Origin of the sequence: Streptomyces sp. GQFP, assembly GCF_021545335.1 — a bacterium.
GTDB lineage: Bacteria > Actinomycetota > Actinomycetes > Streptomycetales > Streptomycetaceae > Streptomyces.
The window spans coordinates 6,430,180-6,442,623 of sequence record NZ_CP089312.1 but is presented as its reverse complement, the minus strand read 5'-3'; the positions used below and the strand labels follow the sequence as shown (position 1 = coordinate 6,442,623).

Annotated in this window: 14 protein-coding genes; 8 read left to right on the top strand and 6 right to left on the bottom strand. The window is 70.6% G+C overall.

Annotated features, from left to right (window positions below):
- Positions 1–82 precede the first annotated feature (82 nt).
- Complete coding sequence (locus tag LUX31_RS28940) at positions 83–2,374, top strand: bifunctional glycosyltransferase/CDP-glycerol:glycerophosphate glycerophosphotransferase (protein ID WP_235478246.1); 2,292 nt, start codon at positions 83–85, stop codon at positions 2,372–2,374.
- On the opposite strand, the gene LUX31_RS28935 is transcribed toward LUX31_RS28940, so the two are convergent.
- Positions 2,364–2,777, bottom strand: coding sequence for an organic hydroperoxide resistance protein (locus tag LUX31_RS28935; RefSeq protein WP_235478245.1), 414 nt, complete (start codon positions 2,775–2,777; stop codon positions 2,364–2,366). The two genes, LUX31_RS28940 and LUX31_RS28935, sit on opposite strands and share 11 nt — an antisense overlap.
- Positions 2,778–2,888: 111 nt before the next feature.
- Here LUX31_RS28935 and LUX31_RS28930 point away from each other — a divergent pair, with 111 nt between their 5' ends.
- A complete protein-coding gene (locus LUX31_RS28930) occupies positions 2,889–3,383 on the top strand; it encodes a MarR family winged helix-turn-helix transcriptional regulator (RefSeq protein WP_235478244.1) in 495 nt (164 codons plus the stop codon).
- Here LUX31_RS28930 and LUX31_RS28925 read toward each other — a convergent pair.
- The gene (locus LUX31_RS28925) at positions 3,380–4,939 is read right to left on the bottom strand and encodes a glycosyltransferase family 39 protein (RefSeq protein ID WP_235478243.1); all 1,560 of its coding nucleotides are present in this window, start codon (positions 4,937–4,939) and stop codon (positions 3,380–3,382) included. The two genes, LUX31_RS28930 and LUX31_RS28925, sit on opposite strands and share 4 nt — an antisense overlap.
- Positions 4,940–5,031: 92 nt before the next feature.
- Between LUX31_RS28925 and LUX31_RS28920 the strand changes: the two genes are divergently transcribed.
- The gene (locus LUX31_RS28920; RefSeq protein WP_443046009.1) at positions 5,032–6,324 is read left to right on the top strand and encodes a glycosyltransferase 87 family protein; all 1,293 of its coding nucleotides are present in this window, start codon (positions 5,032–5,034) and stop codon (positions 6,322–6,324) included.
- A 58-nt stretch (positions 6,325–6,382) separates the two neighbouring features.
- Positions 6,383–7,372, top strand: a complete 990-nt coding sequence (gene galE, locus LUX31_RS28915; RefSeq protein WP_235478242.1) for a UDP-glucose 4-epimerase GalE — start codon at positions 6,383–6,385, stop codon at positions 7,370–7,372.
- Here galE and LUX31_RS28910 read toward each other — a convergent pair.
- Genes LUX31_RS28910 through LUX31_RS28900 form a run of 3 tightly spaced genes read right to left on the bottom strand, consistent with a single transcriptional unit; the run spans position 7,356 to position 9,447 of the window.
- Complete coding sequence (locus LUX31_RS28910; protein WP_235478241.1) at positions 7,356–8,132, bottom strand: class I SAM-dependent methyltransferase; 777 nt, start codon at positions 8,130–8,132, stop codon at positions 7,356–7,358. The two genes, galE and LUX31_RS28910, sit on opposite strands and share 17 nt — an antisense overlap.
- Before the next feature lie 32 nt (positions 8,133–8,164).
- The gene (locus LUX31_RS28905; RefSeq protein ID WP_235478240.1) at positions 8,165–8,329 is read right to left on the bottom strand and encodes a LuxR C-terminal-related transcriptional regulator; all 165 of its coding nucleotides are present in this window, start codon (positions 8,327–8,329) and stop codon (positions 8,165–8,167) included.
- A gap of 5 nt (positions 8,330–8,334) precedes the next feature.
- Positions 8,335–9,447, bottom strand: coding sequence for a sensor histidine kinase (locus tag LUX31_RS28900; protein WP_235478239.1), 1,113 nt, complete (start codon positions 9,445–9,447; stop codon positions 8,335–8,337).
- On the opposite strand from LUX31_RS28900, the gene LUX31_RS37555 reads away from it, so the two are divergent.
- The gene (locus LUX31_RS37555; protein WP_268828212.1) at positions 9,446–9,577 is read left to right on the top strand and encodes a hypothetical protein; all 132 of its coding nucleotides are present in this window, start codon (positions 9,446–9,448) and stop codon (positions 9,575–9,577) included. The genes LUX31_RS28900 and LUX31_RS37555 overlap by 2 nt on opposite strands.
- Positions 9,578–9,619: 42 nt before the next feature.
- The gene (locus LUX31_RS28895) at positions 9,620–9,808 is read left to right on the top strand and encodes a hypothetical protein (protein ID WP_235478238.1); all 189 of its coding nucleotides are present in this window, start codon (positions 9,620–9,622) and stop codon (positions 9,806–9,808) included.
- Positions 9,809–9,875: 67 nt separating this feature from the next.
- Here the strand turns inward: LUX31_RS28895 and LUX31_RS28890 are convergent, their stop codons facing one another.
- Entirely contained in the window at positions 9,876–10,511 is a 636-nt protein-coding gene (locus tag LUX31_RS28890) for a TetR/AcrR family transcriptional regulator (RefSeq protein ID WP_235478237.1), read from the bottom strand.
- A gap of 169 nt (positions 10,512–10,680) precedes the next feature.
- On the opposite strand from LUX31_RS28890, the gene LUX31_RS28885 reads away from it, so the two are divergent.
- Together LUX31_RS28885 and LUX31_RS28880 are read left to right on the top strand one after the other, a co-directional pair.
- Entirely contained in the window at positions 10,681–11,613 is a 933-nt protein-coding gene (locus LUX31_RS28885; RefSeq protein WP_235478236.1) for an ABC transporter permease, read from the top strand.
- Complete coding sequence (locus LUX31_RS28880) at positions 11,606–12,442, top strand: ABC transporter ATP-binding protein (protein ID WP_235478235.1); 837 nt, start codon at positions 11,606–11,608, stop codon at positions 12,440–12,442. The genes LUX31_RS28885 and LUX31_RS28880 overlap by 8 nt, the downstream gene beginning before the upstream one ends.
- Positions 12,443–12,444: the final 2 nt, after the last annotated feature.

The window sequence follows — 12,444 nt, the reverse complement described above, 5'->3', positions numbered from 1 at the left end:
CCGCAATCGGCGTAACCAAGTCACTCCATCGGCCGTTTCCGGGCAGTATGCCCGCGCCGACCCGCCGACCCATGGATGTGTCTTGCCCAGGTTCAGTGTCATCGTCCCCGCGTACAAGGTTCAGGCGTATCTGCAGGAGTGCCTGGAATCGGTGCTCGGCCAGTCGTATCCGGATCTCGAAGTGATCGCCGTCGACGACTGCTCGCCCGACGCCTGCGGTGCGCTCGTCGACGAGTTCGCGGCGCGCGACGCCCGGGTGCGCCCCGTCCATCTGCCGGAGAACGGCGGGGTGGGCGGGGCGCGCAACGCGGGGATCGAGCATGCGACCGGGGACTATCTCGTCTTCGTCGACGGCGACGACACCCTCGCCCCGGACGCGTTGCGGGCCATCGCCGACCGGATCAAGGAGGCGGGCGACGCGGATGTCGTCGTCTACGACCACGCGCACGCCCTCTGGACCGGCGAGAACGTCCGCAGCCCGTTCCTCGGGCTCACCGAGCAGGGTCCGGCGCCCTTCCGGCTCGACGACCGCCCGTTGCTGCTCAAGCTGCCGATGGTGGCCTGGAACAAGGCGTACCGGCGGGAGTTCGTCGAGCGCGAGGGCCTCACCTTCCCGTCCGGCGCCTACGCGGACCTCCCCTGGACGGTCCCGGCGCTGCTGGCCGCCGAGTCGGTCGCGACCCTGGACCGGGTCTGCGTCCACCACCGCAGGCCGCGAAAGACCGCCGACGCCCCCGCCGACACCGTCTCCGAAAGCGGCCACTTCGACATCCATGAGCAGTACGACCGGATCTTCGCGTTCGTCGACGCGCGCCCCGAACTCGCGCACTGGCGGCCGGTGTTGTTCCGCCGCATGGTCGACCAGCTGATGTCGGTGCTGGGCCGACCGGACCGGCTGCCGCGCACCGCCCGCGCCGAGTTCCTGCGCAAGTCCCGCGCGCACTACCGCCGTTACCGCACCAAGGGCGCCGCCGTACCGCTCCACGCCCGGCTCCGGCACCTGCTCGTCCGGACGGGCAGCTACCGCACGTATCGGGCGGTGCGTCTCGCGTCCGCCCTGCGCCGGCACACCACGCGCCTCGTCAAGTCCCTTGCGCGAAGCGTTCGTTCGACCGCCCTGAAGCTCCACTACCGGGTCCAGCGACGGCTGCCGCTCCGCGCCGACCGGGCCGTCTTCACCAGTCACTCCGGGCGCGGGTACGGCTGCAATCCGGGCGCCCTGGAAGCCGCGTTCCGCTCCTTCGTGCCGGGCATGCGGACGGCGTGGGTCGCCCGGCCCGAGCACCATCACACGCTCCCGACGGCGACCGCCCGGGTACGGCCCGGCACCGCCGCGTACTGGACGGCGCTGGCCCGCTCCAAGTATCTGGTGAGCAACGTGAGTTGGGAGCAGCGGTTCGCGAAGCGGGCCGGGCAGGTGGTGATCCAGACGCAGTACGGGACGCCGCTGAAGCGGATGGGCCTCGACCTCCAGGACCGGCCGGCCGCCGCCCGTGACACCGACTTCACGGCGCTCCTCGCGGACGTCGACACCTGGGACCACTGCCTGTCGGCCAACCGCCACTCCACCCTCGTATTCGAGCGCGTCTTCCCCGGCGACTACAGCACCCTCGAAACCGGGCAGCCCCGCAACGACGTGTTCCAGCAGGCGACTTCGGCGGACGTGACCCGGCTGCGCGAGTCGCTCGGCATCCCGGAGGGCTCGGTGGCGATCCTGTACGCGCCGACCCACCGCGACTACCTCCGCGGCCCGCGCCAGACGCTCGACCTGGAGCGGATCCTGCGCCAACTCGGCCCGCGCTACGTGCTGTTGGCCCGCGCCCACCACATCTACGGCGCCCCGCTGACGCACGCGTCAGGCGGCCGGCTCATCGACGTGACCGACCATCCGAACGTCGAGTCGCTGTGCCTGGCCTCGGACGCGCTGGTCACCGACTACTCGTCGCTGATGTTCGACTACGCCAACCTGGACCGGCCGATCGTGATCCACGCGGACGACTGGGAGGCGTACGAGGCGGCCCGTGGCACCTACTTCGACCTGCGCGCCTTCCCGCCAGGAGCGATCTCGCGCAGCGAGGACGAGCTGATCGACATCTTCGCGACGGGCCACTGGCGCGGGTCGCGCTCCACGCAGTTGCGGACCGCGTTCCGCGAGCGGTTCTGCCCGTACGACGACGGACGAGCCGCCGAACGGGTCGTCCGGCGGCTGGTGTTGGGCGAGACGGCTGGGGCGGAGTCGGTCACTCCGCTCGCCAAGCGCCACCCGGTGCCGTCGGCGGCCGCCGCGTTCGGCGGCGCACCGCTCGCGAGCGTGCCTCGTCCGCAGCAGCCGAGCACCGACGTACTGGATGCGGCCGGCGGTACTACTCGATGACGAGGTCGACCTCGATGTTGCCGCGCGTCGCGTTGGAGTACGGGCAGACCTGGTGGGCCTGCTCGACCAGCTTGCGGCCGGTCTCCGCGTCGATGGAGTCGGGCAGCTCGACGCGCAGCGCGACCTTGAGGCCGAAGCCCTCGCCCTCCTTGCCTATGCCGACCTCGGCGGTCACGGCGGCGTCACTGAGGTCGACCTTGGCGCCCCGGCCGACGAGGCCGAGCGCGCTGCCGAAACAGGCGGCGTAACCGGCGGCGAAGAGCTGCTCCGGGTTGGTTCCGGCGCCGTCGCCGCCCAGCTCCACCGGCATGGCCAGCGGGAGGTCCACCTTGCCGTCGGAGCTGACGGCGCGGCCCTCGCGGCCGTGCGTGGCGGTGGCGACTGCGGTGTAGATCGCGTCCATGGAACCCGTCCCTCTCATCGAAGTTCTCGTGTCATCGAAGTTCTCGTGGAGCCCCTTGCGGGGTTCCGTACAGAGATAACTTAAACACACAATTCAATTGTGCACAACTAGATGACGGGCAAGAGGTATCCTGGAGGCATGTCAGCAACCTCCGCCACCTCCGCCGAGGACTTCCTCCGTCTCGACCAGCAGATCTGCTTCTCCCTGAACGCGGCGTCGCGCGCCTTCAACGGCGTCTACCGCGTGGTCCTCAAGGACCTCGGGCTCACCTACCCGCAGTACCTGGTGATGCTCGTCCTCTGGGAGCACGGCCAATTGCCCGTGAAGAAGGTCGGCGAGCATCTGCGCCTCGACTCCGGCACGCTGTCGCCGCTGCTCAAGCGGCTGGAGGCGGCCGGTCTCGTCCGGCGCGAGCGCAGTGCGCGGGACGAGCGGTCGGTGGAGGTGCGGGCTACGGAGGAGGGGGTTGCGCTGCGCGAGCGTGCGCTTCAGGTGCCTCGGCGGATTGTGGCGGCAACGAGTTTTGACGTGGAGGAGATTCGGGCGTTGCGGGCGCGGTTGGATGAGCTGACCAGTGCGTTGGATGCGGCGGCGCTTGAGGCTTAGCGCGTCAGGGGTTGTCGGGTTGGTGCGGCGCCGTGGGGGCTGGTCGCGCAGTTCCCCGCGCCCCTAAAAGGGGCGCGTTTGTACAGCCGTAGTGTTACGCCGCTGCCCCTGAACTCCCGGGTCGGTGTGAACTGCTCCTGCACCACCGCCCGTTTGAGTCGGTCGGTCTGGGTTTCCGGGTGCCAGGTCGGGCTCAGGGCGTATGGCTCCGCGACCAGCCACACCTGGTTCAGGCGCGCCAACTGTCGGCGCAGTGCGGCCGGGCCGACCTCGATGCCGTACAGGGTGCCGGAGGTGCGCGCCGACTTGGCGAGGGCCACGTCGCGGATTCCTCTGAAGCCTTTCGGGTAGGCCAGGGCCGAGCGGCGGCCGAGGGACGGGAGGAACAGGACCGGGTCGCCGGGGCGTAGTTCGCGGGACGCGAGTGCGGAGGCGGTGGCGAGGTTGGCGCCGCCTCGGTGGGCCATCGTCCGGTCCTGGCGGAGCAGTGGGAGCTGGTGTGCGCAGACCAGGGCCACCGCCAGCGCCCCGGCCACCGTGACGGTCGCGCGGGGCAGGCTCGGCACCGCCCGGGCGATGCGGTCGGCTCCGGCGGCGACCAGGAGCGGGGCCCCGGCCAGGGCGTACAGGACGTAGCGGTCGTCGTAGAGCGGCGACCACTGGGAGACCGTCATGAGGATCGCCGGGGGTACGAGGAGCAGCGGGAGGGCTACGGCCGCCAAGGGTGGCTCGGCGCCGGGGCGGGTGGGCCAAGGGCGGCGCAGGGCCACGTACATGAGGATCAGGCAGGGGGCGAGGACCTCGCCCGTCGGGCCGGCGAACTGGCGTACGAGGCGGTCGACGCTGCCCTGCCCCGGTGGCCGCAGCCATGCGACCTGCGCGGACTGGGCGTGCGAGAGCAGGGCCAGCGGGAGCAGCGTCAGCATCACGGCGCCGGCCGCGCACAGCCAGCGCGTCCACATCCGTCGGGGGACGCGGGTGAGCGCGAGGGTCACGGCGTGGGCGAGGAGGAGCAGTACGGCGAACTCGTGGAGGAGGCAGGTGACGGCGAGGACCACTCCGTACGGCATCCAGGAGCGGCCCGCGAGTGCCCGTACGAGCAGCAGCGTCGCGCCTGTCGCGCCGGCCGCGACCAAGGCGTACGACCGGCCCTCCTGGGCGTAGTGGCCGACCATCGGCGTGACCGCGTACAGCAGACCGGCCCAGAGGCCGACGCGTGGGGAGGCCAGCCGGGTGCCGAGGGCGGCGACCAGGCCGGCGGTCGCGGTGGCGGCGAGGACGGACGGGAGCCGGAGCAGCACCTCGCCGGGGTGGACGGCGAGGACGGGCCGCATGAGCAGGTAGTACAGGCCGTGCACGGCGTCGACCTCGTGCAGCAGCCGCCAGATCTGCGGGACCGTGCGCCGCGCGACCTGGAAGGTGGCGGCCTCGTCACGCCATATGCCGTCCCGGTCGAGGCCCCAGCAGCCGATCGCCAGCATGACGGCCATGGGGATCACGGGGACCGCGACGGCGGCTGTCTTCTTGTTCATCCCCTTGTCCGTCCCCTCACTCATCGGCCCCCTCGCTCATCGGCCCGTTGATCACGGGATTGATTTTGTGCGATTAGACAACCTTGGGCGGCGATTGATGACGGATTGACGTGAATATGGCATCCGTGCGGCTTACGATTCCGGCCGTGACGAGACCCCCCACCAAGAACCGCCACCTCCTCACCCTCGCCGTCGGCTGGGCCGTCTCCCGGGCCCTGATGCTGTGGCTGCTGGTCCACGACGACTTCCCGCTGCTCGGTGGCGGCGGGGTGGCGCGTGAGGTGCAGCGGCTGTATTTCCGCTGGTACGGCGTCCTCACACAGGGCGCCTTCCCCGTGGACGACAAGCTGTGGCAGTACCCGCCGGGTGCGGGTCCGGTGCTGCTGTCGCCCGCGCTGCTGCCGCCGCTGACGTACTTCGAGGCGTTCGTGGCGCTCACGCTCGCCACCGACGCCCTGATCCTGATCGCCCTCACGCGCGCGGGACGGCGTCCCGGGCGTTCCCTGCGCGGTGCCGCCTATTGGACGGCGGGTCTGCCGCTGCTCCTCCAGGTGCCGCTCGCGCGCTACGACGTGCAGGTCACGGCGTTGGCCGTCATCTCCCTGTTGACGTTGTCGCGCTCCCCGCGCGCGTGCGGCGCCTTCGCGGCACTGGGCGCCCTGGTGAAGGTCTGGCCCGCGCTGGTGCTGGTGGGTCTGCCGAGGGGCCGTACGACCCGGTCGGCGTGGACGTCCGCGACGGTCACGGCGACGGCCGCGCTGGCCGTCCTGGCGGTGGCCTTCAGCGACCCGTTCTCCTTCCTGCGCCAACAGGGCGGACGGGGCGTGCAGATCGAGTCGTTCGGCGGTACCGCGCTTGCCCTCGCCACGCGCGCCGGGTGGGAGGGGCGCGTGCGCTACCAGTACGGCGCGATGGAGTTCGTGGGCCCGTACGTGTCGTCCGTGGCCGCCCTGTCCCTCGGCCTGACGGTCGTGGCGTTCGGGCTCCTGCTGCTGTGGCGGGTACGGGCCAGGCACTGGACGGAGGCGACGCCGTTCGACGCGGCGCTGACCGCCGTACTCCTCTTCACGATCACCAGCCGGGTGATCAGCCCGCAGTACATGGTCTGGCTGCTCGGCCTGGCCGCCGTCTGCCTGACCTCGCGGCACACCAGCCAGCGCCCGGTGGCCTGGCTGCTGCTGGCGGCCACCGCGGTGACCAGCGTCGACTACCCGGCCATGTACGCCGAGGTCATCGGCTGCACGTGGACGGGCGTGGCGGTGATGGTCGTACGCAACGGCCTGCTGGCAGCGGCGGCGATCACGTCCTTCGTACGGTTGTGGCGAGCGACCCGCCCGGCCGCGATTCCGCACCCTTCACCGCCCGCGTCCGTCGCTTCACTCCCCGAGCGGGAACTAAGTGTGCCGTAACGGGAGTTAGCTGACAAAGCCCGAGCGGCCACCCGACCACACGAGGGGACGACCCCATATGACCTGGCTGATCACCGGCGGTGCCGGCTACATCGGGGCGCATGTCGTCCGCGCGATGACGGAGGCGGGCGAGCGGGCCGTGGTGTACGACGACCTGTCCACCGGTATCGCCGAGCGTGTGCCGGACGGCGTACCCCTGGTCGTCGGCTCGACCCTGGACGGCGAGCGGGTGGCACGCGCCCTGCGGGACCACGAGGTGACGGGCGTGGTCCATCTGGCGGCGAAGAAGCAGGTGGGCGAGTCGGTGGACCGCCCCCTGCACTACTACCGGGAGAACGTGGAGGGGCTGCGCGTCCTGCTGGAAGCGGTCACGGCGGCCGAGGTCGCGTCCTTCGTGTTCTCGTCGTCGGCGGCGGTGTACGGCATGCCGGATGTGGATCTGGTGACGGAGGAGACGCCGTGCGTGCCGATGAGTCCGTACGGCGAGACGAAGCTGGCGGGTGAGTGGCTGGTCCGGGCGACGGGCCGGGCGACAGGCCTGTCGACGGCGTGCCTCCGCTACTTCAACGTGGCCGGCGCGGCGGTCCCGGAGCTGGCGGACGTGGGTGTCTTCAACATCATCCCGATGATCTTCGAACGACTGACGGCCGACGAACCCCCGCGCGTCTTCGGCGACGACTACCCGACCCCGGACGGCACCTGCGTACGGGACTACATCCACGTGACGGATCTGGCGGAGGCCCATGTGGCGACCGCCCGGGCGCTGGAAGCGACGCCGGGCCGCGCGCTCACCCTCAACATCGGCCGGGGGGAGGGGGTTTCGGTCCGCGAGATGATCGACCGGGTGAACGAGGCGACGGGCCACACCCTGCCCCCGGTCGTGGCCCCGCGCCGCCCGGGCGACCCGGCGAGGGTCGTGGCCTCGGCCGACCGCATCGCCACCGAACTGGGCTGGAAGGCGAAGCACGACGTCCAGGACATGATCACCTCGGCGTGGGAGGGGTGGGTACGCCTGCACCCGGAGGCAGGGACTACGCCTGGGCCGTAGCGACAAGGAGCGACTGAAAGAACCCGGTCGCGGCAGGCTCTCCCCAAGTCACCTCGGAGAAGCCGGAGTCGGCGACGAACGCGGCCAACTGCCGCTGCCGAAGCGCCCAGTAAGTGGCCCGCCGCACCCGCACGGCCCACCCCTCCTCCCCTTGCTCCTGCAGCACGAAGTGCTCCAGGTCGTACCGCTCCCCGTCCGCATGCCAGTCCCAGAGCTGGAATCCGACGGCACGCCCGCCCCCGGACCGGGACACGCTGGGCTGGGTGGCGGCGGGCAGCTCGGCGAGGATCTCGTCGTAGGGCCGCGTACTGACCAGCAGCACCCCACCGTCCCGCAGCACACGCCGCATGTCGACGAGAGCGGCACGCACATCCGCCTCGGTGAGCAGATGGGGCAGGGCATTGTCGGCACAGACGACGACATCGAACTGCCCGCCACGGAAGGGCAGTTGCCGCATGTCACCGACAGCGCCCCGAAACCGCACCCCCCGATCGGCGGCCTCCGCCACGGCCCGCCCGACGGCCACCCCACTGACATCGCTCCCGACGACGTCGTACCCCCGCATCGCCAGCCCGACGGCCTGCGTCCCGATCCCACAGGCACAGTCGAGCACCGCCCCGGCGCCCGCCCCGAACCGCTCCCGGATGACCCGATCAAGGGCCGCACCCTGCCGGGCGACGCTCGCGTCCCAGTCGGCGTAGAGGAGGTGGTAGTCGGGGGCGAGTTGGTCGTAGAAGCGGGCGACAGGGGAATCGGCCATGCGGGCAGGCTAGCGAGGGTAGGCCCGGGGGCCTACTGGTTGTTCAGGTAGGCCAGTACCGCCAGCACCCGACGATGTCCGCTGTCGCTCGGCGGCAGGCCCAGCTTCAGGAACACGTTGCCGATGTGTTTGCTGACCGAGCGTTCCGTGACCACCAGGGTCTTGGCGATCATCGTGTTGTCGTGGCCCTCCGCCATCAGCTTCAGGACCTCGCGTTCGCGCGGGGTGAGGGAGTCGAGGGGGGAGTCGCGGCGGCGGGTGAGGAGTTCGGCGACCACCTCGGGGTCGAGGGCCGTGCCGCCGGCGGCCACGCGGTCCAGGGCGTCGAGGAACTCGTCGACCCTGCCGATGCGGTCCTTGAGCAGGTAGCCGACGCCGCTCGCTCCGCCGCGTTCGTCAGCGCCTCGGCGATCACGAAGTAGGCGCCGGCCTCCACGGCCGCGGGTGCCCGTACGCCGTCCTCGACACCGTCGTCGACCACGCCGACCTCCAGGCCGCTGCTCGACGCCAGGGCCCGTACGGCGCCCACAAGACCCCGGTCCGTGAGGATCGGCGGATGGATGCCGCGCACCACGTTGCGCAGTTCGGTCAGCGCCTCCTCTGCCTGGTCCTGGGCGTCCTCCAGCAGCTTGCGGGCGGCCTCCGGGTCACGGTCGTACGCCCGTTTCGCGAGGCCGATCCGCATGGACAGGGAGACCAGGCGGGCCTGGGCGCCGTCGTGCAGGTCGCGTTCGATGCGCCGGAGTTCGGCTCCGTGCGCGGCGACCGCGTCGGCTCGGGTCGCCTTCAGTTGTTCGACCCGCTCGACGAGCTGTGCCTTCGGGGAGGGCTTGAGCAGGGTGGCCGACCAGGAGGCGTCGAGGTCGGCGAGCCCGCTGATCAGGGGGAGGACGACCGCCTCGCGGCGCAGCAGCCCGCACCACACACCGTCGACGACCAGGCCGACCGGCCACAGCGGGATCATCAGCAGCGGCAGGGCCCCGTACACATAGTGGGCGAGCATCCAGCGCAGGTCCGTGCGTGTGCCGGGGTCGCGGACGACCGTGCGCAGCTTCTCCTTCAGCTTGCCCTCGATGGGCAGATACGCCTCGGGGATCTCCACGCCCGACCACTCGGTCGCCATCCGCCGCTTGGTGCCGGCGATCCGCCGGATGAGCAGGACCGTCTCGGGCAGCAACCCGATGCCGACGACCGCGAGCGAGACGGTGGCCGTGATCAGCAGGACGGTGATGAATATGTACGAGCCGAAGGCCAGGATCGCGACCGCGACCAGCTGGACCGTGGCCCGCGCTGCTTGCCGCAGTGTCTTCCACATGGTCAGCAGGCTAGGCGACGCCATCGCCGGTGCGCGGGAGACCCTGCTCCCGGGTGAGGGTGTAGCCCGCTACACCCTGGGGTCGGGAGAGCACTCCCTCGTGGCGGCGATCGGATCCCGGGATCGTTGATCTCGGAAGCACACCGCTCCCCCCCTTCCGAAAGGCAATCCCATGAAGGCGCTGCTCTCGTCCCGTCCGGTCCTCTGGTTCCTGTTCCTCCTCAACCTCGCCGTGGCGGCCGTCGCGCCCTTCGCGGTGGACGGCGCACAGGGCATCGCGACCGCCGTCGGCATGGGAGTCGTGTCGCTGGGCGCGGGATCGGCCCTGCTGAAGGGCCGGGGGCAGGCGCAGCATGCCTGAATCAGCGGCGGGAACGGGGGCGGGCGGTGACCATCGGTCACCGCCCGCCCCCGTTCCCGTACGTGCTCTACAGCGCCTTGAGCGCCGCCGTGGTCGCCCGGGCCAGCGACCCCAGATACCCCTTGGGCAGCTTCGGGCTGCGGATCACCACCGAGCGCCAGTAGAGCGGCCCCGAGATCAGGTCGAGGGCCAGGTCGGCGTCGATGCCCGCGCGGACCTCGCCCCTCGCCTCCGCCGCCGCCACGATCCCGCTCGCGACGCCTTCCTGCCCCTCCCGCAGCGCCTTCTGCATGGCGTCGGCGATCTCGGGGTTGCGGGCCGCCTCCGCCTGGAGGTCCGGGATGACCTGCGAGGCCACCGGGTGGCGCAGGGCACGGGATGTCAGCTCGTACAGCAGCCGCAGATCGCCCTCCAGCGTGCCCGTGTCCGGCGCCGGCAGCCCCTGCACCGCGATCGCCGAGACCAGGTCGAGCACCAGGTGCAGCTTCGAACGCCAGCGCCGGTACACCGCCGTCTTGCCGACGCCCGCCCGGCGCGCGATGCCCTCGATGGACATCCGGGCGTATCCGACGGCCGCCAGCTCCTCGAACACGGCCGCGCGAATGGCCTCCGTCACGTCCTCCCGCAGTACGGCGGCCCCGGCGGGGGCCCGGCGGCGGGTCCGCGCCGGTGCGGTCCCGGGCTCGTCGGCGTTCGTCGTCATACGGACCAGCATAGGGGCGTCACGACGAAACGGTTGCGTTCCGACGCCGAATCGGAATACGCTCCCGTTACGACGATACGGTCCCGTCCCGACGTAAGAGTTTGGCAAGAAACGCGTAAGACACCCCCCTCTCCACCCCTCTCCACTCCCCCAAGCGAAAGCAGCGGATGTGAGCCAGGCCCTCGACACACCGCCCCAGTCCACGCCCCCCGCGGCACCGGTCGTCCCGCCCGAGGGCGACCTCTCGGCGTACGCCCTCCGGCACGGCCTCTCGGTCAGCGGGGCCCGACCCAGCCTGCCGACGTACGTCCGCCAGCTCTGGGCGCGGCGCCACTTCATCACCGCGTTCGCCACCGCCAAGCTGACCGCCCAGTACAGCCAGGCGAAGCTCGGTCAGGTCTGGCAGGTGATGACCCCGCTGCTCAACGCGGCGGTCTACTACTTCATCTTCGGTGTCCTGCTGGGCACCAAGCACGGCGTGCCGGACTACATCCCGTTCCTGGTCACGGGCGTGTTCATCTGGACGTTCACACAGAGCTCGATCATGGCGGGCACCCGCGCGATCGCCGGCAACCTCGGCCTCGTACGGGCCCTGCACTTCCCGCGCGCGGCCCTGCCGATCTCGTTCTGCCTCCAGCAGCTCCAGCAGCTGCTGTTCTCGATGGCCGCGCTGATCGTGATCCTGCTCTGCTTCGGCATCCCGATCAGCGCCTCCTGGCTGCTGGTCATCCCTGCCCTGGTACTCCAGTTCGTGTTCAACGCGGGCGTGTCGATGATCATGGCGCGGATGGGGGCGTCCACTCCGGACATCGCCCAGCTGATGCCGTTCGTGCTGCGCACCTGGATGTACGTGTCCGGGGTCATGTGGAGCATCGACAAGCTGGCCACGAAGGACAACCTGCCGCACGTGGTGTCGGTGCTGCTGGAGACCAACCCCGCCGCGATCTACATCGACCTGATGCGCTTCGCGCTGATCGACAGCTACCACTCCAGCCAGCTGCCGGCGCACGTCTGGCCGATCGCGACCGGCTGGGCGCTGCTCGTCGGCGTCGGCGGCTTCATCTACTTCTGGAAGGCTGAGGAGACGTACGGCCGTGGCTGAGAACCCGAACGAGAACCAGAGCGCGACCCAGAGCGAGCCGATCCCCACCGTCGTCGCCGACCACGTCGACATCGTCTACCGGGTCAACGGCACGGGCGCCGGACGCGGCACCGCGACCGCCGCGCTCAACCGCATGATGCGACGCAAGCAGAGCGAGAAGGCGGCAGGGGTGCGCAAGGTACACGCCGTCAAGAGCGTCTCCTTCGTCGCCTACCGCGGCGAGGCAATCGGCCTGATCGGCACCAACGGCTCCGGCAAGTCCACGCTGCTCAAGGCGGTAGCGGGCCTCCTCCCGGTGGAGCACGGCCACATCTACACCGACGGCCAGCCCTCCCTCCTCGGCGTCAACGCGGCCCTGATGGGCGACCTGACGGGCGAGCGCAACGTCTATCTCGGCGGCCTCGCGATGGGCATGTCCCGGGAGCAGATCAAGGAGCGCTACCAGGGCATCGTCGACTTCTCGGGGATCAACGAGAAGGGCGACTTCATCACCCTCCCGATGCGCACGTACTCCTCCGGCATGGGCGCCCGGCTACGCTTCTCCATCGCCGCCGCCAAGGACCACGACGTCCTGCTGATCGACGAGGCACTGGCGACCGGCGACCGTTCCTTCCAGCAGCGCTCCGAGGAACGCATCCGCGAACTGCGCAAGCACGCCGGCACGGTGTTCCTGGTCAGCCACAACAACAAGTCGATCCGGGACACCTGCGACCGCGTCCTGTGGCTGGAACGCGGCGAACTCCGCATGGACGGCCCGACCGACGACGTACTGAAGGAGTACGAGGCCTTCACGAACCGCCCGGCCAAAGCAGCTCCCAAAGCCGCCTAGTA